Annotated in this window: 22 protein-coding genes; 10 read left to right on the top strand and 12 right to left on the bottom strand. The window is 55.0% G+C overall.

The features are described from left to right. The first annotated feature begins 19 nt into the window (after positions 1-19). The 7 genes from MVK60_RS07370 (at position 20) to MVK60_RS07340 (ending at position 7,819) form a co-directional block, all read left to right on the top strand. Positions 20-1,288, top strand: a complete 1,269-nt coding sequence (locus tag MVK60_RS07370) for an NAD(P)/FAD-dependent oxidoreductase (RefSeq protein WP_297437998.1) — start codon at positions 20-22, stop codon at positions 1,286-1,288. A gap of 121 nt (positions 1,289-1,409) precedes the next feature. Beyond that, positions 1,410-2,357 carry a carbamate kinase gene (gene arcC, locus MVK60_RS07365; protein ID WP_297437984.1) on the top strand — a complete coding sequence of 316 codons (948 nt, stop codon included), beginning with the start codon at positions 1,410-1,412 and terminating at the stop codon, positions 2,355-2,357. A 91-nt stretch (positions 2,358-2,448) separates the two neighbouring features. Next, complete coding sequence (locus MVK60_RS07360; protein WP_297437996.1) at positions 2,449-3,303, top strand: ATP-dependent Clp protease proteolytic subunit; 855 nt, start codon at positions 2,449-2,451, stop codon at positions 3,301-3,303. Between the two features lie 157 nt (positions 3,304-3,460). Then, the gene (locus MVK60_RS07355; RefSeq protein ID WP_297437982.1) at positions 3,461-4,363 is read left to right on the top strand and encodes a coiled-coil protein; all 903 of its coding nucleotides are present in this window, start codon (positions 3,461-3,463) and stop codon (positions 4,361-4,363) included. A gap of 9 nt (positions 4,364-4,372) precedes the next feature. Continuing rightward, positions 4,373-6,079, top strand: a complete 1,707-nt coding sequence (gene arcS / locus MVK60_RS07350; protein WP_297437980.1) for an archaeosine synthase subunit alpha — start codon at positions 4,373-4,375, stop codon at positions 6,077-6,079. 29 nt (positions 6,080-6,108) lie between these two features. Next, positions 6,109-6,405: a DUF2103 domain-containing protein gene (locus tag MVK60_RS07345; protein ID WP_297437978.1), complete on the top strand. Its 297-nt coding sequence runs from the start codon at positions 6,109-6,111 to the stop codon at positions 6,403-6,405. Between the two features lie 28 nt (positions 6,406-6,433). After that, the gene (locus MVK60_RS07340) at positions 6,434-7,819 is read left to right on the top strand and encodes a DUF2079 domain-containing protein (RefSeq protein WP_297437976.1); all 1,386 of its coding nucleotides are present in this window, start codon (positions 6,434-6,436) and stop codon (positions 7,817-7,819) included. Positions 7,820-7,825: 6 nt separating this feature from the next. Here the strand turns inward: MVK60_RS07340 and MVK60_RS07335 are convergent, their stop codons facing one another. The 3 genes from MVK60_RS07335 to MVK60_RS07325 are packed head-to-tail and all read right to left on the bottom strand — an operon-like array spanning position 7,826 to position 9,729. After that, positions 7,826-8,461, bottom strand: a complete 636-nt coding sequence (locus MVK60_RS07335) for a hypothetical protein (RefSeq protein WP_297437974.1) — start codon at positions 8,459-8,461, stop codon at positions 7,826-7,828. A gap of 56 nt (positions 8,462-8,517) precedes the next feature. Continuing rightward, positions 8,518-8,934, bottom strand: coding sequence for a nickel-responsive transcriptional regulator NikR (gene nikR / locus MVK60_RS07330; protein WP_297437972.1), 417 nt, complete (start codon positions 8,932-8,934; stop codon positions 8,518-8,520). Positions 8,935-8,979: 45 nt separating this feature from the next. Further along, positions 8,980-9,729 (bottom strand): cytochrome c biogenesis CcdA family protein, encoded by a 750-nt coding sequence (locus MVK60_RS07325; RefSeq protein WP_297437970.1) that lies wholly within the window; start codon positions 9,727-9,729, stop codon positions 8,980-8,982. A gap of 119 nt (positions 9,730-9,848) precedes the next feature. Between MVK60_RS07325 and hypA the strand changes: the two genes are divergently transcribed. From hypA to MVK60_RS07310, 3 genes are all read left to right on the top strand, one after another. Further along, positions 9,849-10,268, top strand: coding sequence for a hydrogenase nickel incorporation protein HypA (gene hypA / locus MVK60_RS07320; RefSeq protein ID WP_297437968.1), 420 nt, complete (start codon positions 9,849-9,851; stop codon positions 10,266-10,268). Further along, positions 10,265-10,996 (top strand): Mrp/NBP35 family ATP-binding protein, encoded by a 732-nt coding sequence (locus MVK60_RS07315; RefSeq protein WP_297437966.1) that lies wholly within the window; start codon positions 10,265-10,267, stop codon positions 10,994-10,996. The genes hypA and MVK60_RS07315 overlap by 4 nt, the downstream gene beginning before the upstream one ends. Before the next feature lie 152 nt (positions 10,997-11,148). Next, positions 11,149-11,676 (top strand): hydrogenase 3 maturation endopeptidase HyCI, encoded by a 528-nt coding sequence (locus MVK60_RS07310; RefSeq protein WP_297437964.1) that lies wholly within the window; start codon positions 11,149-11,151, stop codon positions 11,674-11,676. Here MVK60_RS07310 and mobA read toward each other — a convergent pair. The 9 genes from mobA to MVK60_RS07265 are packed head-to-tail and all read right to left on the bottom strand — an operon-like array spanning position 11,627 to position 18,304. Beyond that, positions 11,627-12,205, bottom strand: a complete 579-nt coding sequence (mobA, locus tag MVK60_RS07305; protein ID WP_297437962.1) for a molybdenum cofactor guanylyltransferase MobA — start codon at positions 12,203-12,205, stop codon at positions 11,627-11,629. The two genes, MVK60_RS07310 and mobA, sit on opposite strands and share 50 nt — an antisense overlap. Beyond that, positions 12,205-13,767: a proton-conducting transporter membrane subunit gene (locus MVK60_RS07300; RefSeq protein WP_297437960.1), complete on the bottom strand. Its 1,563-nt coding sequence runs from the start codon at positions 13,765-13,767 to the stop codon at positions 12,205-12,207. The genes mobA and MVK60_RS07300 overlap by 1 nt, the downstream gene beginning before the upstream one ends. A 14-nt stretch (positions 13,768-13,781) precedes the next feature. Continuing rightward, positions 13,782-14,273: a Na+/H+ antiporter subunit E gene (locus MVK60_RS07295; RefSeq protein WP_297437958.1), complete on the bottom strand. Its 492-nt coding sequence runs from the start codon at positions 14,271-14,273 to the stop codon at positions 13,782-13,784. Then, positions 14,270-14,656 (bottom strand): sodium:proton antiporter, encoded by a 387-nt coding sequence (locus MVK60_RS07290; RefSeq protein ID WP_297437956.1) that lies wholly within the window; start codon positions 14,654-14,656, stop codon positions 14,270-14,272. Before MVK60_RS07290 ends, MVK60_RS07295 begins: the two co-directional genes overlap by 4 nt. Next, positions 14,653-15,420 (bottom strand): MnhB domain-containing protein, encoded by a 768-nt coding sequence (locus tag MVK60_RS07285; RefSeq protein WP_297437954.1) that lies wholly within the window; start codon positions 15,418-15,420, stop codon positions 14,653-14,655. Before MVK60_RS07285 ends, MVK60_RS07290 begins: the two co-directional genes overlap by 4 nt. After that, a complete protein-coding gene (locus MVK60_RS07280; protein WP_297437952.1) occupies positions 15,417-15,674 on the bottom strand; it encodes a hydrogenase subunit MbhD domain-containing protein in 258 nt (85 codons plus the stop codon). The genes MVK60_RS07285 and MVK60_RS07280 overlap by 4 nt, the downstream gene beginning before the upstream one ends. Further along, complete coding sequence (locus MVK60_RS07275; RefSeq protein ID WP_297437950.1) at positions 15,671-16,123, bottom strand: monovalent cation/H(+) antiporter subunit G; 453 nt, start codon at positions 16,121-16,123, stop codon at positions 15,671-15,673. The genes MVK60_RS07280 and MVK60_RS07275 overlap by 4 nt, the downstream gene beginning before the upstream one ends. After that, positions 16,120-16,404 carry a monovalent cation/H+ antiporter complex subunit F gene (locus tag MVK60_RS07270; RefSeq protein ID WP_297437948.1) on the bottom strand — a complete coding sequence of 95 codons (285 nt, stop codon included), beginning with the start codon at positions 16,402-16,404 and terminating at the stop codon, positions 16,120-16,122. The genes MVK60_RS07275 and MVK60_RS07270 overlap by 4 nt, the downstream gene beginning before the upstream one ends. 1 nt (position 16,405) lies before the next feature. Beyond that, positions 16,406-18,304 (bottom strand): complex I subunit 5 family protein, encoded by a 1,899-nt coding sequence (locus MVK60_RS07265; RefSeq protein WP_297437946.1) that lies wholly within the window; start codon positions 18,302-18,304, stop codon positions 16,406-16,408.

The raw sequence follows: 18,304 nt of genomic DNA, 5'->3' as shown, positions 1-18,304 counted from the left end.
CAATTCCTCCGGTGATAGAATGAAGCCCAGGGCAGTTGTAATAGGCTCCGGAATCGGCGGCCTTCTGACGGCCTCGTTCCTGGCCAAAAACGGCTACCAAGTTACCGTCATTGAAAAAGCCCCCTATACCGGCGGTCGCTTCACAAATTTAAACTACAAAGGTTTTGGTCTCTCCACTGGAGCGTTCCACATGCTCCCCCACGGCGAGGACGGGCCTTTAGCGCACCTCCTCGGGCTCCTCAACGCGAATGTCCAAATCGTCAATTCGAATCCAAAGGGTATGATTTTCTACGAAGACAAAACCTTCCACTACCGCGATGGCTGGAAGTACCTGAGCTTCACCGAGAAGGCAAGGGCTACAAAGCTCCTGCTCGACATCAAGAGGAACAAACTGCCGAAGGGAGAAGAGGCCGAGATGAGCGGGGGAGAATGGATAAGGGAAAGAATAGGCGACAACGAGTTCGTTGACCTCTTCATCAGGAGCTTCCTCGGCTGGGCCGACAGCGTGCTGGACGTTCCCGCTGGTGAGCTGGCGAGGGAGATTAAGGCTGCCTTGAGGTGGGGTGGACCTGGACTAATCAGGGGTGGCTGTAAAGCTTTGACCGGTGAACTCGCGAGGATAGTGGAGGCAAACGGCGGAAAAATCCTCACTAGGAGGAGGGTCGTTGAAGTTAACCCCGAGGCGAAGAGGGTCATCACGGCAGACGGTGAGGAGTTCGCCTACGACGTTCTCATCTCCAACATCGGAATAAAGGAAACCGTCGAGCTGATCGGCCGGGAGAGCTTCGACCGCGATTACCTCAAGCAGGTCGATTCTCTAAAGCCAAGCGAAGGAATCAAATACAACGTTGCCCTGAAGGGGAAGCCGAGGGTAGGCAACACAGTCGTCTTCACCCTCGACACCGAGAGGATAAACGGCTACAACGAGCCCTCCTCACTGAGCCCGGAGCTGGCTAAAGAGGGCTACACCCTGATAATGCTCCACCACGCCTTGCAGGGCAGGAACGTCAAGGCCGAGCAGAGGAAGGGCATCGAAGACATTTACAGAATCTTCCCGAACCTCGATAGCGAGGGAGAAATCCTGCTGGTACAGACCTACCTCGATGGGAATCCCGTTAACAGGGTCGCCAGCGGCCAGACCGTTGAGGACTTCCAGATAAGCGATGTTTACGTCGTTGGCGATGCATACAAGCCGCCGGGGGGAATCGAGGTTGAGGGCATAGCCCTGGGGGTCATGAAAACCCTTGAGAGGCTTGGACTGGGGAGTTTCTCCGAGTGGTACCCCTGAGCCTTCTTTACTTTTGTAAACTTCCGTGGGGGTCTCCCGAACCTTTTTCTGATGAACAGGCAAGGCATCTAACGAACGTTTTTATGCCCTTGCACCAAAACCTGCATCCGGAGGTGAGCGCATGAAGCGGGTTGTGATAGCACTGGGCGGAAACGCCATACTGCAGCGAGACCAGAAGGGAACCTACGAGGAGCAGATGGCGAACGTCATGAAGACCGCAAAACAGATAGTTGATATAATCCTTGAGGGGGATTATGAGGTAGTTATCACCCATGGAAACGGTCCCCAAGTCGGCGCGCTACTTCTTCATATGGACGCCGGCCATCAGACTTACGGAATCCCTGCCCAGCCGATGGACGTTGCTGGGGCGATGACCCAGGGTCAGATAGGGTACATGATAGGGCAGACTCTAATAAACGAGCTCAGGGAAAGGGGTGTCAGCAGACCGGTGGCTACGATAGTGACGCAGACGCTCGTGGATAAGAATGACCCGGCCTTCCAGAACCCAAGCAAACCCGTCGGCCCCTTCTACGACGAGGAGACCGCTAAAAAGCTCGCAGAGGAGAAGGGTTGGACCGTCATAGAGGACTCAGGCAGGGGGTGGAGGCGTGTCGTTCCGAGCCCCGATCCAAAGGGTCACGTTGAGGCCCCCATAATCCAGGAACTAGTAGAGAGGGGCTTCATTGTGATAGCTAGCGGCGGGGGAGGAGTTCCGGTTATAGAAGAAAACGGAAGACTCATGGGAGTGGAAGCGGTCATAGACAAAGACCTCGCCGGAGAGAGGCTGGCAGAGGAGGTGAAGGCGGACGTCTTCATGATCCTAACCGACGTGAACGGTGCGGCGGTAAACTTCGGGAAGCCTGATGAAAAATGGCTCGGCAGGACAACTGTCGAAGAACTCAGAAGGTACTATGAAGAGGGGCACTTCAGGAAGGGGAGTATGGGTCCGAAGGTTCTGGCAGCGATAAGGTTCGTCGAGTGGGGTGGTGAAAGGGCAGTTATAGCTTCTCTGGACAATGCAATGGCTGCCCTGGAGGGAAAGAAGGGTACCCAGGTCGTTAAGGGGTAACCTATATGCCCCCGTAGGGGAACCTCCAAAGTTCAACGGCCCCGCGCAAAGGGATATAAACTTCACCGCCCTATTCCCCGCGGTGAGGGAAGTGACGGCAGGTTCAACTATAGACTTAGGGTCCCTGATATGGTGGCTCTTCCTTATATACATGATACTGTTGCCCCTGTGGCCCCAGATGCAGTACAGGAACCTGCAGGCGGCGAGGCTCAAGGTATTGGCCCGGCTCTCAAGAAAACGCAATTCAACCGTAATCACGATGATACACAGACAGGAGAGTATCGGATTCTTCGGTATTCCGTTCTACAAGTTCATAAACATGGAGGACAGCGAAGAAGTTCTCAGAGCGATAAGAATGGCGCCAAAGGATAAGCCTATAGACCTGATAGTACACACTCCCGGAGGGCTGGTCCTGGCGGCAACCCAGATAGCAAAGGCCCTCCACGACCACCCAGCCGAGACGAGGGTCATAGTACCGCACTATGCAATGAGCGGCGGGACCCTGATAGCACTCGCCGCGGACAAGATAATAATGGACCCGCACGCCGTTCTCGGGCCAGTCGACCCCCAGCTCGGCCAGTATCCTGGCCCGAGCATAGTACGGGCCGTCGAGAAGAAGGGGGTGGACAAGGTCGACGACCAAACGCTCATACTGGCGGACGTTGCCGAGAAGGCTATAGGGCAGGTAAGGGGCCTCGTCTACGGCCTGTTGAAGGACAGGTACGGAGAGGACAAGGCCAGAGAGCTGGCCAGAGCACTCACCGAAGGACGCTGGACGCACGACTACCCCATAACATACGAGCACGCCAAGGAGCTTGGCCTCCACGTCGAAAGCGGGGTTCCAGAGGAGGTCTACGCCCTGATGGAGCTCTACAAACAGCCCATGAAACAGAGGGGTACCGTTGAGTTCATGCCATACCCTTCAAAGGGAGAAGGCTCAGAATGAACTTCGCCCCCAATGGAAGTTTTCGCCGTTACTCCTCATATTTTTGAACGGAGTGGATCTTTAGAGCCAAAAAGTTTTTATTTATTCCTGCCTTTCACCTACCAGATGTTTGGAGTAAGCTCACGGGCTGTTCTAAAAATAGGGAAGGGGAAGAGAGATGCAGACGAAAGTAGACCCAGAGGAAATTAAGAGGATCAAGAGGGAGATAGGGGCCCTTGAGAAGGAGAGAAATGAGGTAAGGGCCAAACTGGATGAACTTGAAAAGGAGATTCAAATCTGGATCCAGAAGAGGGACGAGAAGAACAACGAAGTGAAGGCACTCCGCCAGAAGGGCAGGGAATACAAGGCCAAGCGCGATGAAATCAACAAACAGATACAGGAGCTCAAGAAGAACCGCGAGGAGATAAACGCAAAACTAGACCTGCTCTATCAGGAGATACTTGAGTACAGAACCAAAAGAGACGAGTACAACCAGATGAGAAGGCTCAAAATGCCAAGCGCGAAGATTCAGGAGAGGATAGAGAAGCTCGAATGGGAGCTCCAGACCAACCCGAACCTGACGCCCGACCGTGAGAAGCAGATCGTCGATCAGATACAGGTTCTGGCGACCGAACTTGAGATAATCCAGCAGGCAGAACGCTTCCACAACAAGCTCGTCGAGTCCAGAAAGAAGGTCGATCAACTCAAGAAGGCCAGGAGGGCCATAAGCCTCGAGATACAGAAGCTCGCCAACCAGAGCCAGCAGTTCCACGAGCAGATGATAACCGCGTTCAACCAGGCGGACGAGGTTAAGAAAGAGGCGGACGAGTACCACGCGAAGGTTATCGAGCTGAGAGACAAGATCAGGGAGGTCAGAAGGGGACTCCGTGACATCGAGAAGAAGATACGTGAATACGACGAGAAGCACAAAGAGCTCATCGCATACAGAATGGTCGCAAGGATGCACGCTAAGAAGGACGCCAGCTTCGACAAGGCAGTCGCAGCCCTTGAGAAGTTCAAGAAGGGCGAGAAACTCTCACTGGACGAGTTACTGCTCCTCCAGAGATACAACCTTGTCTGAGGTCAGACCATGGAGACCCTCAGACACGAGGGGCCCGGAAGGTTGGGCCTTGTAAAAACCAGGGGAGGTCAGTTTAAAACGCCGGCCCTCGCTGGCGTGGATTTTACCCTATCCCCCTTCAATTCCTTCTTCCATCCAGAGGAGTTCGGCGGTTATGACTTCAACCTCGCTCCCGCGATACCGCTCGGCTTCTACACCTCGACTGAGGTTATTGAGAAGGCCCTCGGAAGGCTACGGAGCGTTGATTACAACGGCTTCAACACCTTCTACCTGCCGGCCCTCAGGAGAACCGAGTACCTGAACGAGTTCTTTAAGATAATCGAGAGCAACGATCTCGACGCCGTCTACCTCGGCAACTCGAAGATCCTGGTGAGGGAGTACCGCCACTTCGTGGGGATTTTGAGGGAGCTCCGCGAGAGGTTTCCCAACGTCATGATAATCGCGGATCTGGAGCCCTTCTTCTATCCCCTGGCGGTTTACCTCGGCGTTGACGCCTTTGACACACGCTCGCTAAAGCTCTACGACTTCGAGGGTAAAGGCTTCACGCCTTTCAGCCCCTTCCTCTGGAGAGACGAGCCAAACTCCCTCAGCCTCGCCAGTGAGACCATGCTCCTCGTGAGGAGGGCCCTGGAGGAAGGAAAGCTCCGCTACCTCGTCGAGAACTTCTTCAACACACAGTATCACGCCGGGATACTCCGCATAGCCGATTTGGAGCACGCCGATTACCTCGAGAAGTACACTCCAATCCAGAGGGAGACGGTTTACTTCATCAGCGACGCCTCGATAAGACGACCCGAAGTCAGGCGCTGGCATTCAAGGGTCGTCGAGCGCTTCGTCCCGCCTAAAAACACCGAGCTGGTCCTCCTCCTTCCCTGCTCGGCCAGGAAGCCATACTCATTCTCCCGTTCACATACGCTCTACAGAAGGGCAGTAAAGGACGCCCTCAGCTCCGGAATAGTCAGAGTCCACGAGCTCATCCTCACCTCTCCCTTTGGCGTGGTTCCCAGGGAGTGGGAGTGGCTGGCCAGATACGACATAGTGGTCACCGGTCACTGGAGCGAGAAGGAGATTAGACCGTCAGCGGAACTCCTCGCTAAGACCCTCGAGAAGTATCCGAAGGACGTTCCAATAATAGCTCACTTAGATGAAGCCTACGTTGAGATAGCGAAGCTTGCAAGCGAGCTTTCTGGAAGGGAAATAATCTTTACCGATGTGAAGAACGGCACCACGGGCAGGGAAAGCCTTAACTCGCTCACAGAAACGCTGAGGGAGTTCGATTTTGAGGGAACCAGGGAGGACAGAACCTACCGCTACTTCGAGGGCATAAGGAAGGTCTTTGACTTCTACTTCGGCGTTGGTGCCGGAGAGGCCGTTCTGCCGGATGGCGGGAAGGTCAAGGGCTCTAAGATACTTCGCCTCCTCGTTGATAATCAGCAGACCGGAACCTTCAGGGACGGCGTGATAAGCGTGACGCCCTTTGGGATGGGAAGGATCTATAACGCAACAAAATCCTACTGGGTGAAGATAGACTTCGACCTTCGCGGGGACCTCTTCGCGGTCGGCGTGAACGAGGCCGACTACAGGATTAGACCCGACGACATAGTCGGCGTTGTCCGCAACGATAAGATCATTGGCGTCGGAAAGGCAGTTCTGGCCGGAGACGAGATGGTCCGCTCGAGGAAGGGTATCGCGGTTAAGGTAAGGAAGAGGGCTTAAAATTTTAAAGCCCCCCTCCAACTTTTCTCATGCCCAAGCATTTCAAAAGAGGGGTCAAACGCGAGCACCATTTCCTGAAGGGCATTGAGAAACCGCTCGAAGAGATAGCCTCAATTCCCGGGGTGAAAAAGATAATCCCTGGAAGGATATACGCGAGCGATTCAAGGGGCTTTGAGATTAAGGTTACGAGAGAAACGCAGACAGGGCTGAAGTTAGTCGCCAAGAGCGATGGCTCGGTTCAGGAGGTTTTTCTGGTTGCTGACAGGTCGGACCGGGAAAGGATCAGACTTGAGATAGCACGCCTCGCCGAGGAGTGGACGAAATGATTTTAAGCGCAACTTATAACTATATCCGATGGTGAAACTCGAATTTAAAACTCAGTTATCACCTTACGACATCATCGCGGTGTTCGTTGCTTTGATATATTCACTCATTACGGTTCAACTTAGCCTCACAAAACTTAACAGTTTCCGCTACTCCAGTCTGGATCTTGGGATCTTCACTCAGTCTTTAGCTGGCTTCTTCCATGGAAAACCCCTCTTCAACACCGTTGAGTGGCAGATCCACGGCGCCCCGAACCACTTCGGCGTTCACTTCCAACCGATCCTGCTCCTTCTCGTCCCGGTTTTCAGGGTATTTCCCTCACCTAAGACCCTCCTAGTCCTTCAGAGCCTCGCCCTCGGCTCGTCGGTTTTCTTGGCCTACATCCTGGCCAAAAAGGTCCTGGACGAGAGACTCGGCGTTGTCCTGACGGTTCTCTACGCCCTCAACTCCTCCCTCATCGGCATCAACCTCTTCGAGTTTCACCCGGTTTCCCTAGCCGTCCCCCTCTTCATTCTTGCGGTGTACCTCCTCATCGACGGAAACATTTTAGCCTTCTACGCAACTTCAGTCCTGCTCCTCCCCACAAAGGAGGACGCGTTCCTCGGCGTCACTTCGCTGGCCCTCTGGTGGGCCCTGAGGGATGGCCTTACCCCCGACAGCCTCAAACGAAACCGGAATTTCCTGATCCACGCCGGCCTTATCATCGTTTACGGCATCATCGTCATCAGGATCGTAATCCCTCACTTCGGCAACGGTTACATATACGGAAGCCTGTACTCACACCCCTCTCTCGGAAGCAAAAAAGCCCTCTACTTCTTCCTGTTCAATCTGACTTTTGGTCTCATGCCCCTTTTCAGGCCGCGAAACGCGCTTCTACTGACCCTGCCATGGCTTGAGAACCTCCTAGCTTCCAGACCCAGCCAGACGGCATTCGGATTCCACTACCCCTACATGCTCGTCCCCCTGTCGTTCATAGCGACCGTTTTCACGCTGAAGGAGCTCAACCTGCGGAAGGCCATTACAGTTCTCTTGATACTCGGCATCATAGCATCATTCTCGACGATGCCCGTAGCGGAGAAACCTCCGAGAATTCACAATCCCATGATACATTATTCGATCCTTGAACCCATCCCAGGCGCTGAATCCGCACGGTCCATCATCCAGATGCTCCTGAGAAGTAACCTCTCCGTTTATACCCAGCCGGACTTCTATCCATCACTTGCCGTTAAGGAGAACGTGTACGTGTATCCAAACGGAGTCAGACCTGATGCGGTACTCGTTGATACTAGAACGTACCAGGGGAGGCTCTACCTGTGGAGGCTGATGAAGACAACCGAGGAGAGGTACAGACTGGTATACTCCCAAAAGGGTGTAAGGCTGTATGTGAGGGAAGGAATAAACCTTTACGTCCATTGAATTCCTCTACAGACCTCCTCTCCCCTCAAAGAACGCTTCCAGCTCCTCGTCGCTTATCCCATCGTCCGTTTCCGTGTAGCCCATCTCCTCCCTCTGGAGCTCTATAAGTCCTGGCGTGAGGAGAATCTTTCCGTCCAGTTTTGGCACGGCGTAGTGGAGTGTTATCTCGCTGAACTCGTCCAGCTTTATCGTTGGATTCTCCTCGTACTCGATCTCATCCAACCTTCTGCCGTCCGCTATGAGCTTCGCCACTATCGAGGCGCCGTCGATGGAGTACTGGGGTTTTCCTATGTGCCTCACAGTAACACCCTTCATCCTGGAAGTTACGAACTCCCTAGTCCGGCCCCTTGGAACGGCATCGCCGAGGATTCCCCCTAGGACTATCACCGTGTCCTCGTCAATGTCCTCCGGCTTCAGCTCCTCCCCGGCCTGGAGGTCCAGAACTATCACCTTCGAGCGGTCAAGGGGAAATCTCGTAACGCTCTCACCGATGACGCTCCCAAGCTTCACGAGTCTCTCCCTCTCGTCCTCACGGACGTTGGTGAAAACGAGCTTACCGTTCCACCACTTGGCTACGTGGCTGTACTCCAGCCATAGCCACTCGCTGATGTCTTCCAGGTGCTCGATCAAGAGGTAGGGCATGCTCTCACCGGGGGAGGTTCTGCAGGTCCCTTAAAAAGGTACCTAGGGGGGAGGCACTAAAGAAGCTCCTTCCCCGTCGTCGTCATTACGAGCTTGCCATGCTTGACGCCCTTGAGACTCAAGAGCCTGTCGGCTATCTCCTTTATTCGTTTCGCCTTGCCCTTGACTATAACGACCTCAAGGCAGTTGTGCCGGTCCATGTGAACGTGGATGCTCGAGACTATCTCGCTCAGGTAGTCGTGCTGCAGATCCAGGAGCTCCTTGACAACGTCGGCCTCGTCGTGGTTGTACACCATCGTGATGGTCCCGGCGACGTCCGCGTCTCCAGTTTCCCACTCATAGCGCACTATGAAATCCCGTATCAGATCCCTTATGGCCTCACTCCTGTTCGTGTAACCCCTCTCCTCGATGATCTTGTTGAACTTCTCAAGCAGGTTGTCCGGGATCGAAACTCCAAATCGGGTAATTCTCATGTTACCACCCATCCAGACTACAAGATCCCCCTAAAGAGTGTTTCGCTATAGGGGGAGCAGACCGAGTATCCAGAGGCCGATCAGTACTAGGAGGACCCCTGCGACAACGGACAGTTCGGCGGAGTGCCTGACCATGGCTCTGGAGAATTTTTTACTCTCCTGGAGGCCTCCCATGGCTAGCAGGATAACAGTCAGGGGAAGGACGAAGATGAGGTTGTAGAGGGCCAGGAGGAGGAACATCATCAGCCGGGAACTATGGGAGATTATGGTCGAGTAGACGATGTAGGGGCCAGCCGAACAGGGGAGCAGCGTCGTCGAGACGGTGAGGCCGAGGATGAGGGCACCGATCACGGTGGTCTCGCTGGAGAACACCCTCCTCCTCAGCTCCTTCTTGTCCCCTATCCTGGAGCGTTCCATGATGCCCGTGCCAATCGTGTACAGACCGAAGAGCACCGCGAAGTAGCCTGCCCACCTCACAGGGACCCTTCCGGCTATCACGGTTAGGCCGAGGCCGAGGGTGTAGTAGGAGACGTAGACCGCCGTTATGAACGCCACACCCACCATGTACAGCTTCCTCCGCTCAAGTCCCTTGACTGAGAGGGCCACTAGGAACATCGTGTAAACCACGAAGGTGCACGGATTTATCGAATCACTCAAGGCCAAGGCCAAGAACTGTGGAATGAAGTACCCGATGCCGAGTGCGTAGAGAACTCCCGAGCTTATGCCGAATGAGAGGAGCAGTATCAGGAGAAGGTATCTGGATTCGGTGCTGTGAACCACCTTCATTGGATCCATGGTTGAGGTTAAACCCAGGGAGGTTTTAGCCTTTTTCAAAGGGGAAAGTTTGAAACCTCAAGTTAGGAACCACGTTATATTTAAATGAAGGACCCGCAAGATTCAGTGGAGGGATTAAAATGCATGAATGGGCCCTTGCCGATGCAATAGTCAGGACCGCCCTCGATTATGCTGAGAGGGAGGGGGCAAGCAGAATCAAGAGAATAGACGTGGTTCTCGGGGAGCTGCAGGACGTTGCCGAGGACATCGTGAAGTTCGCAATGGAGCAACTCCTGGCCGGGACCATTGGAGAAGGCGCGGGGGTGGAGTTCATTGAGGAAGAGGCAGTCTTCAGGTGCAGGAACTGTGGCCACGAATGGAAGCTCAAGGAGGTCAGGGAGAGCTTCGACGACCGCATAAAGGAGGACATTCACTTCATTCCAGAGGTGGTGCACTCTTTCCTCGCCTGCCCGAAGTGCGGAAGCCACGACTTCGAGGTCGTGAAGGGCAGGGGAGTGTACATAAGCGGGATACTGATTGAGAAGGGTGATGGGGCATGACCGGCATAGACCCGCGCGTTTCTGCCATAGAAGCGAGGCTTGAGAACGTCAAGCGTATAATACCGGTCGTAAGCGGAAAGGGCGGCGTCGGCAAGTCACTCGTCTCGACGACCCTCGCCCTGACCCTCGCAGAGAAAGGCTACAGGGTCGGCCTGCTCGACCTCGACTTCCACGGGGCCAGCGACCACGTCATCCTCGGCTTCGAGCCGAAGGAGTTCCCGGAGGAGGACAGAGGGGTAGTTCCTCCGATCGTCCACGGGATAAAGTTCATGAGCATTGTTCACTACACCGAAAACAGACCCACACCGCTCCGCGGGAAGGAAATCAGCGACGCGCTCATCGAGCTCCTGACGATAACAAGATGGGACGAGCTGGACCACCTCGTCATCGATATGCCGCCCGGCTTCGGCGACCAGCTCCTCGACGTTCTGAGGTTTCTCAAGCGTGGTGAGTTCCTCGTCGTTGCAACCCCATCAAAACTCTCCCTGAACGTCGTGGAAAAGCTCATCCAGCTCCTCAAAGAAGAGAAGCACCGCGTTCTCGGTGTCGTTGAGAACATGAAGTTGCACGACGAAGAAGACGTGAAGAAGCTGGCCGGGCGCTACAACGCTGAGTACCTTGCAGGAATCCCGTTCTACCCCGACCTCGACTCGAAGGTCGGAAACGTCGAGGAGCTCATGAAGACCGAGTTCGCCGAGATGGTTAGGAGGCTCGCGGAGAGGGTTTGATTTTTCTATTTTCATTGAGACAAGTAAGACTCATCTAATGGCGCACACTTTTTAACTCCACTAAACCCGGAGTTCCCTCTTGTGGATTTAGGGGGGTATAATCTCAACCAATCAAAAACGCTTTGAACCCTAACATTCTCTGAGAAGTAGGGATGAAAATGGAAGAACTCATAAATAGCTCCCAGAACGCGAAGAGGGTCGTCATCTGCGGCATCGGAAACGACATGAGGGGGGACGATGCGTTCGGCGTCCTCGTTGCCGAGAGGCTGAAGGAACTGGTGAAGAGCTCAAACGTTCTCATTCTCAACTGCGGTGAGGTGCCCGAGAATTACACCGGCAAGATAAGGGAATTTAAGCCGGACTTGGTGGTGTTCGTTGACGCCGTTGACTTTGGTGGCGAAATCGGGGAGTACGTAATAGCTGACCCAGAGGGGACCCTTGGTGAGGCCGTCTCGACACACGGTTTGCCATTAAAATTCATCACCCGGTTCATGAAGACGATGATTAACGCGGATTTCATCCTGATAGGCTCGCAGCCGGCCTCTACCGCCCTCTTCGAGGAGCCAAGCGAGGTAATAAGAGAGCGTGCGGAGGAGCTGGCCGAGTTGCTGGTCGGAATTCTAAAGAACCCTATTGAAGGTTCCGAATCTTCTTCAAGTCCTCCCTCGTGTTCACGTTGAAGAAGCTTTCCCTCCACTCCTCCGGCAGGGACTCCACAGGAACGTAGCAGGGGTCTGCCTCGCGAACCGCCCGGTTCAGGGCATAGTCCCCCATCTTTATCAGTTCATGGAGAATACCTACGAAGCTCCGGGAATAGACCGCGTGGAGGGGCTCCAGGTAACCGTTCTCCCAGCGGGGAACGCAGGCAATTCTTCCACTTTTCCTGAATTCGGAGATAAGAAAATCGACGAAGTCCGGAACCAGCAGGGGCATATCGCCGGCAACGACGAAGGCGTCACCGAGGTGCAGGGCGGTGTAGACGCCGCTCATTGGACCTACGAGCAGGTCGTCCACGATAACGCGATGGCCAAGGGACTCAAATCTCCCCGCGTTATTTGGGGAGACCACCAGAACGACCTCATCGATGGACTCAGCCCGCTTGAGGGCCTCAAGTGTGTGCAGGATAAGCGGCTTCCCGTTGATCCGGAAGAGGAGCTTGTCCTCACCGAAGCGCCTCGCCCTCCCTCCGGCCAAAACTGCGCCAAGCATCAGAGCACCCCCTTTGCAAGTTCGAGCACTGCCCTTATATAACCGCCGTAGTTCGTGGCCTGGCGCGCGGCCGGAAGGACGAAGCGGTCCACCAGCAGGGGGGACAGCAGGCCGATGAGCACCACGGCAAGGACCAGAATCAGCATGACCAGAAGAAAGACCGGCCGCTCACGACGGGCCAGGGGCTCTTCCTTTTCGGTCCCGTGTCCGGCCCCGGTCCTCCCCCTCCAGATGGTTACCATGGCCCTGAAGTACGCCCACGCCGCCACCGCACTGGTGATCACAACCACAGAGGCTATCAGAGGACTCACCTGGAGGAGGGCGTCGAAGATGAGCATCTTGCTGAAGAAGACGTTCAGGGGGGGAACGCCAACCAGTGACAGGGTGGCCACGGCGAATGCAGCCGTCGTGAGAGGCATACTTCTCCCGACACCGGCGAGCTCATCTATATCGGCCGTTCCAGTGGCAAAGATGTAGGAACCGGCGGCGAAGAAGAGGAGGGTCTTCGCTATCGCGTGGTTTATGGTGTGATAGGTTACGGCCACCAGTGCGAGCCGGCTCATAACCCCAAGCGCCATGAAGAGGTAACCCATGTGGAGTATCGTCGAATACGCTATAAGCCGTTTGAGGTTCCGCTGGACGAGCATCATGAAAGCTCCAAGGAAAGAGCTCACGGCCCCAAGTGTGAGGAAGACCAGCGAGAGGTCCCTGTAGTAAGGAGGACCCGCGAAAACCGTAAAGAGATAGCGCGCGAGCACGTATATCCCAACAACCTCCACAAAGCCGCTCAGCAGTGCCGCGACTGGAACGGGCGCCCCCTCGTACGCGTCCGGGAGCCAGTAGTGGCCTGGAAAGACGGCGCTCTTAACGAGAACCATCGCCACGGTGAGGGCGAAGAAAATCCCCACGGCCAGTTTAGGATCCCCAAAGACCGCCACCGTCAGGGGAAAGGATACACCATGGAATTGAGCGCTGATATCGGCCATGTTAAGGGTTCCAAGGGAGGAGTATATGAAACCCAGACCTAGGAAGTAGAGGCTGGTGGCCAGGGCCCCACTTATAGCGTACTTGAAAGCACCCTCAATGGACTGGCCCCGGTAGCGATAGAAGCCGACGAGAGAATACGCGGAGGCCCCTATGACCTCCAGCATCACGAAGAGATTGAACGCGTCACCCGTCATGAATGCCCCTAGGACGCCGGCCTCAAGTCCCAGCATCCCGGTGAAGAAGTACTCGATCCCGTGCTCGCGGGAAAGGTAATCAACCGCGTAGACCGCGACCAGGAAGAACCCTACAGTGGTCGTGAGAACGAGGAGTGCCGAGAACCGGTCAACCTCAAACACTATTCCCACGGGTGCTATCCAGCCACCGAAAGAGTAGACCAGAGGCCGTTCGGAGTGGTACGCCTCAACCGCAAGAAGCGCAGCGGACAGCATCACAAGGCCCGTTGCCGCGAGGACGTAGGCGTTGATAAACCACCTCCTCCTACCCGTCAGGATCGCCGCTATGGGAAGGAAAAAAGCGAACGTCAGTGGAACAACCGGGATCACTCCAAACTGCATGCCTATCACCCCCATCAGTCAAAGATCCTCCTCGCGTAGTCCTCGAAGTATGCGACGACGTTTCTCTTGATCTCCGCCTCGTCGAGGCTGCTCACATCTATCCAATGGACGTAGAGGTACCTGCCGTCGTCGGTTATGTCAACGACTATCGTTCCAGGCGTGTTGGTTATTGAATTGGCGACCAGAACCCTCGCGTAGTCGCTCTTTACATCCAGGGGAATCCTCACTATGCCGGGTTTTGTCCGAAGGGTAAACACCCTTTTGGCAACGTCAATGTGGGTCCTCGTCTCCTCCACCACGAAGTAGCGCAGGAAGAAGGTTATCGCCGACAACCATCTGCGGGGCTGGAATACCTTTCGGTCGTCCTCAACCACCCAGCGCCCCACGAGTAGGGAAACCACAAACGCAACGAGGATTCCTGTGATAACATCGTACTCAGTGGCTGAACCGGTGTAGAAGATGTAGGTGAGAAAGACTAACAGGAACGTGCCCGCGGAGAACCTCATTCTTCCCCCCTCCGGATGTTGGCCACATCCCTAACATCGATGGTGCCGTACAAACGGTAGATTTGAATGGCGTAGGTGGAGAGGAGGATGTTCATCGCCATCCCTATGACGACCGCCGTCAGGACCAGCGCCTGTGGGACGGGATCCACTGCAGTTCTAAGGAACTCATCGAAGGGTATGTGTCCCTCGTACACGGGTGGAAAAACCGGATAAACGAGACGGTAGCCAATTATTATGAAGAGCATGTTTATCGCGTCCCCCATGATGTTGAGCATGATTATCTTCTTCACCATGTTGGACCTCGTAACCACCCCGTAGATCCCCAAGAGCATCATGCCAAAGAGGACCAAGACCGAATAGAACATCAGAAACCCCGCGCTCATCTGAGTTCCCCCCTGAGAACCCTTCTGAATATCCACTCGGAGACACCTAGGATAAGGAAGACGGATAGGAAGCCAAAGCTAACCGCCAGATATTCACCAACATCAAGATCGAAGAGACCCAGCTCCCCCGGCAGGAGGTTTATCTGGAGGAAATGTCCGCCGAGGACAAGAGGCGCATAGACCGTGAGGAGTATTATAGATATCCCGACGGCGTAGGCACCGAGGGTGTGTCTAAGGGTCAGCCCCCTCCTCTCAAGGGTGAACTTGGAGAAGACCGCGAACAGGAGAAGAGAGGCAACGGCCATCGCCGAACCGCCCTGGAATCCCCCGCCAGGGGTGAGATGGCCGTGAAGGGCTATCGAGGCAGAGATACCTACTATCATGAGGAGAACGAGCCGGGTTATCACCTGGACTATGAGATCCATGTGCCTGTGGGGCTCCACCCGCTCCATGTCCCTCACCATATCCTCCTGTCCCCCACTAAGCCTTAGAATCGAGAGGGTCCCCATTATGGCCAAGAAGAACACAAAGGTCTCAAACAGCGTATCAAAGCCGCGGTAGTTCCACACTATGGCGGTAACCACCTCGGGACTATGGGAGGTCATTTCACCCGGGGCAAAGGCATGACTCAGGTAGAACTCCCCCAGGGGGCGCAGTGGGTTCTTTGAGAGGCCCATGACGTCATTCTCGACCACCGCGTAGGACAACACGAGGAAAGCGAGCAGGAAGGAGAGTGCAACTGCGGTGTCCCTCTTCAACGTCATTCTCCCACCTCGAAACGTTCGGTTTTGCTTATGGCAAGGATCACGAGGGCGGTGTATGCCCCGACCGCTATGGCCAGGTAGGCCAGCACTATATCCGGGGCGGCGAGGATGTAGAAACCAAGGGCAAAGAAGGTTGATTGAACTGAAGACAGGGCGAGGGCCTTCAGCAGGTCATGTTCCTTCATCGCAAGGTAGCTGAAGACGAAGCCGAACGAGACCACCATGGCAAGGATCAACAGGTGCAGCTCTATCATCTCCTCACCCTCCTGAAAACAAACCTAACCTCCTCCTCACCCGGGAGATTCTCGTGCTCACGAACGAGCTCCTCAACGTCCTTCCTTACCGGAAGGTCCTCCGACAGGTGATCGACGATGAACCTTGGCGGTCTTCCAATCCTACCGAAGTAAACAGCCGAAACGAGAGAATGTGAGCCCGTTGGGGCGGTGAGGAGTATTAAAACCCCCGTGGTCAATGCTATGCCGGTAAGGAAGTACCGCAGGGCACCCAACCATGGACTCACGAGGGCAACCAGCCCGGCCCCAAAGATCGGGAGAACCGCACCGCCGATGGTTCCAACCGTTGCCGCATGGGCCCTCAAGTAGAAATCGTCAAAGCGGAGCATGCCTATTGAGGCTATGACGTCGTAGACCGCGCCGATGAAGATCATCACCATGCCCGCAATGAAGACAGCCTCACCTATCATACCTCCACCTCCCCGTACAGAACGTATTTTGTGTAGTAGACGTCCAGCATGTAAGCCCAGAGGGTGAGGATTATCGCACCGCTCGCCAGAAGAATGGACCGGAAGTAGATGCCCAGGATTACCATGAACGCCGCCATATCAAAGGAGAGGCAGTCCACGGCCATGATGATGTCCGCGGTTGTGGGACCTTTAATGGCCCGGATACCGTAAAGGACAAAGGCGAAGGTGTAGAGAACGGCCACAAAGTACAGGCTCGTGTAAAACACCGACTGGACGTTCATCTCACATCACCACCCCAAAGAGGACTATCAGGAGGGCAAACACCACCGCAAAGATCGCCATAAGGGCGTTCATGTCGTAAGTTCTTCCCGCGGTCCTCCAGCTCATCCGGGATATCAGCCGCAGAAGCGGCATGAACATCGCCTCGTCTAGGTGCCTCACGGGATAATCAAAGACGTCGTCGTAGTCCTTGACCAGTGGCAACTCGTGTCGCGGGATGAACCTTAAGAAGGGAAGAATACGGGTTATGTAGACCCTTTTTCCCCATTCAAGCAGAAGATCCTTAGTAAAGGTCAGCATTTCTCCCATGTTGTAGAATATCAGGAGAAGCTCGGAGACCATGTCCGTTGGCATCCTCCCAACCCTCAACCCAAGGTAGGCGGTTCCGATCAGTATGATGATGGCGACCAGGGAGGTCGAAACCCCCGCCGTGAAGAGGGTCGCAAGGGATGGGAACGAGAAACCAGTAACCTCGCTGAGGGCGGGCACTATGAAGGGCTTCACGAGGAGGGGAAGAACCGCCAAGAGTACGGTGAACATGGCCATGGTGCCCACAACTCCCCTGAGCAGGAGTGGAACGCTTTCGGCACCGATCTCTCGTTTGCAAAGCTCCCTGTTGAGCCTCTCCACCTGAACCACAGATGCGAAGGGAAAGAGTCCGAGGAAGATCACCGTGGAGAGCATCAGGAGAACGAGCGTATCCCCCGACAGGAGTGCCCCCCGGTACACCAGCAACTTTGAAATAAAAGCAGCCAGTGGGGGTAACCCGGCCATCGAAAAGGCCGAGATCGACATTAAAAAGGCCATCACGTGCCCCCTGAAAAGCTTCCGAAGGGAGCATACGTTCGGCTCCTCTCCGTAGTGTTCTATGGCGCCGAGGCCAAAGAAGATGGAGGATTTGTACACGACCTGGTAGAGGGTGTGAAAGAGGGCACCAGCCAGAAGGACCCTCCCGGCCAGGGAACCGTGAAGGGCCATGGCCGAGCCGAGGGCGAAATAGGAGATGCCAACGTCCATAACGCTGTGGTATGCGAACTTCCTCTTGAGCCTTATCTCCCTAAAGGAGTAGAGGGTAGAGAATACCGAGATCGTACCGAGGAGGGCAACAATGTAGCCGAGGGATGTTGAAAGGGGCAGGACAAACCAGAATAATCTGATCGCCATGTAAACCCCAACGGCCTCAAGGGATATCATGACTGGAACCACCGGGGAGGGAACCCTTCTGTAGACGTCTGGAACCCACACATGGAAGGGAAAGGCCCCGCTCCTGACAAGCGGGGGTGAGATGAGGAGGATGGAGAGAAAAGGGGTGGAAACCGGGAGGGCACTCAGGTTCGCCCTTATAACCCCGAAGGTAGGGCCCACGGTGGTTACAAGAGAAGCGGCGATCAAAAGCGGCACCACACCGAAGGCCTGGGTCAGGACGAGGTAGTTCCGGGGGATGTTTCCACCCCCCCTCCCAGCTGTTGAGAGGATCAGGGCGTAGGTGAAGAGCGCCAGAAGCTCGTACGAGAGGACCATCTTCTCAAAGCTTTCTGTTGTGAGGAACAGGAGGGCGGACAGGAGCGTTCCGTTATAGGCAACGGCAAAGGTCAGATGTTTGGGCCTCATATCATAATCCATGAGGTACACAGAAGAAAGTAAACCTATCAGTCCAAGGACGAAAGTAAAGAAGGCGGATAGGGGGTCCACGTTAACCCGAGCCTCGAAGATCCCACTGAAGATGCCTCCCCGGATTCCATCAAAGATGCCGTAGATCCCAACGGCCATCGTGAACAGGGACCCCAGGGCAGAGAAAGGCAGGGATACCCTGAAGTCCCTCCTGAAGAGGGGTGACACCGATCCCAGCAGAAAGAGGAGCACCGCGAACTCAACGAGAGCAACGTTCGTAAGATACAGCAA

It is taken from the genome of Thermococcus sp. (assembly GCF_026988555.1).
Classification (GTDB): Archaea; Methanobacteriota_B; Thermococci; order Thermococcales; family Thermococcaceae; genus Thermococcus.
Note: the sequence above shows the minus strand (reverse complement) of the source record. Positions and strands in the feature narration are given on the sequence as shown.

Bases quoted from the DNA above. Each gene is read 5' to 3' on its own strand.
- MVK60_RS07370 (WP_297437998.1), top strand. From the start codon at position 20: ATGAAGCCCAGGGCAGTTGTAATAGGCTCCGGAATCGGCGGCCTTCTG.
- arcC (WP_297437984.1), top strand. From the start codon at position 1,410: ATGAAGCGGGTTGTGATAGCACTGGGCGGAAACGCCATACTGCAGCGA.
- MVK60_RS07355 (WP_297437982.1), top strand. From the start codon at position 3,461: ATGCAGACGAAAGTAGACCCAGAGGAAATTAAGAGGATCAAGAGGGAG.
- arcS (WP_297437980.1), top strand. From the start codon at position 4,373: ATGGAGACCCTCAGACACGAGGGGCCCGGAAGGTTGGGCCTTGTAAAA.
- MVK60_RS07345 (WP_297437978.1), top strand. From the start codon at position 6,109: ATGCCCAAGCATTTCAAAAGAGGGGTCAAACGCGAGCACCATTTCCTG.
- MVK60_RS07340 (WP_297437976.1), top strand. From the start codon at position 6,434: ATGGTGAAACTCGAATTTAAAACTCAGTTATCACCTTACGACATCATC.
- MVK60_RS07335 (WP_297437974.1), bottom strand. From the start codon at position 8,461: ATGCCCTACCTCTTGATCGAGCACCTGGAAGACATCAGCGAGTGGCTA.
- nikR (WP_297437972.1), bottom strand. From the start codon at position 8,934: ATGAGAATTACCCGATTTGGAGTTTCGATCCCGGACAACCTGCTTGAG.
- MVK60_RS07325 (WP_297437970.1), bottom strand. From the start codon at position 9,729: ATGGATCCAATGAAGGTGGTTCACAGCACCGAATCCAGATACCTTCTC.
- hypA (WP_297437968.1), top strand. From the start codon at position 9,849: ATGCATGAATGGGCCCTTGCCGATGCAATAGTCAGGACCGCCCTCGAT.
- MVK60_RS07315 (WP_297437966.1), top strand. From the start codon at position 10,265: ATGACCGGCATAGACCCGCGCGTTTCTGCCATAGAAGCGAGGCTTGAG.
- MVK60_RS07310 (WP_297437964.1), top strand. From the start codon at position 11,149: ATGAAAATGGAAGAACTCATAAATAGCTCCCAGAACGCGAAGAGGGTC.
- mobA (WP_297437962.1), bottom strand. From the start codon at position 12,205: ATGCTTGGCGCAGTTTTGGCCGGAGGGAGGGCGAGGCGCTTCGGTGAG.
- MVK60_RS07300 (WP_297437960.1), bottom strand. From the start codon at position 13,767: ATGCAGTTTGGAGTGATCCCGGTTGTTCCACTGACGTTCGCTTTTTTC.
- MVK60_RS07295 (WP_297437958.1), bottom strand. From the start codon at position 14,273: ATGAGGTTCTCCGCGGGCACGTTCCTGTTAGTCTTTCTCACCTACATC.
- MVK60_RS07290 (WP_297437956.1), bottom strand. From the start codon at position 14,656: ATGAGCGCGGGGTTTCTGATGTTCTATTCGGTCTTGGTCCTCTTTGGC.
- MVK60_RS07285 (WP_297437954.1), bottom strand. From the start codon at position 15,420: ATGACGTTGAAGAGGGACACCGCAGTTGCACTCTCCTTCCTGCTCGCT.
- MVK60_RS07280 (WP_297437952.1), bottom strand. From the start codon at position 15,674: ATGATAGAGCTGCACCTGTTGATCCTTGCCATGGTGGTCTCGTTCGGC.
- MVK60_RS07275 (WP_297437950.1), bottom strand. From the start codon at position 16,123: ATGATAGGTGAGGCTGTCTTCATTGCGGGCATGGTGATGATCTTCATC.
- MVK60_RS07270 (WP_297437948.1), bottom strand. From the start codon at position 16,404: ATGAACGTCCAGTCGGTGTTTTACACGAGCCTGTACTTTGTGGCCGTT.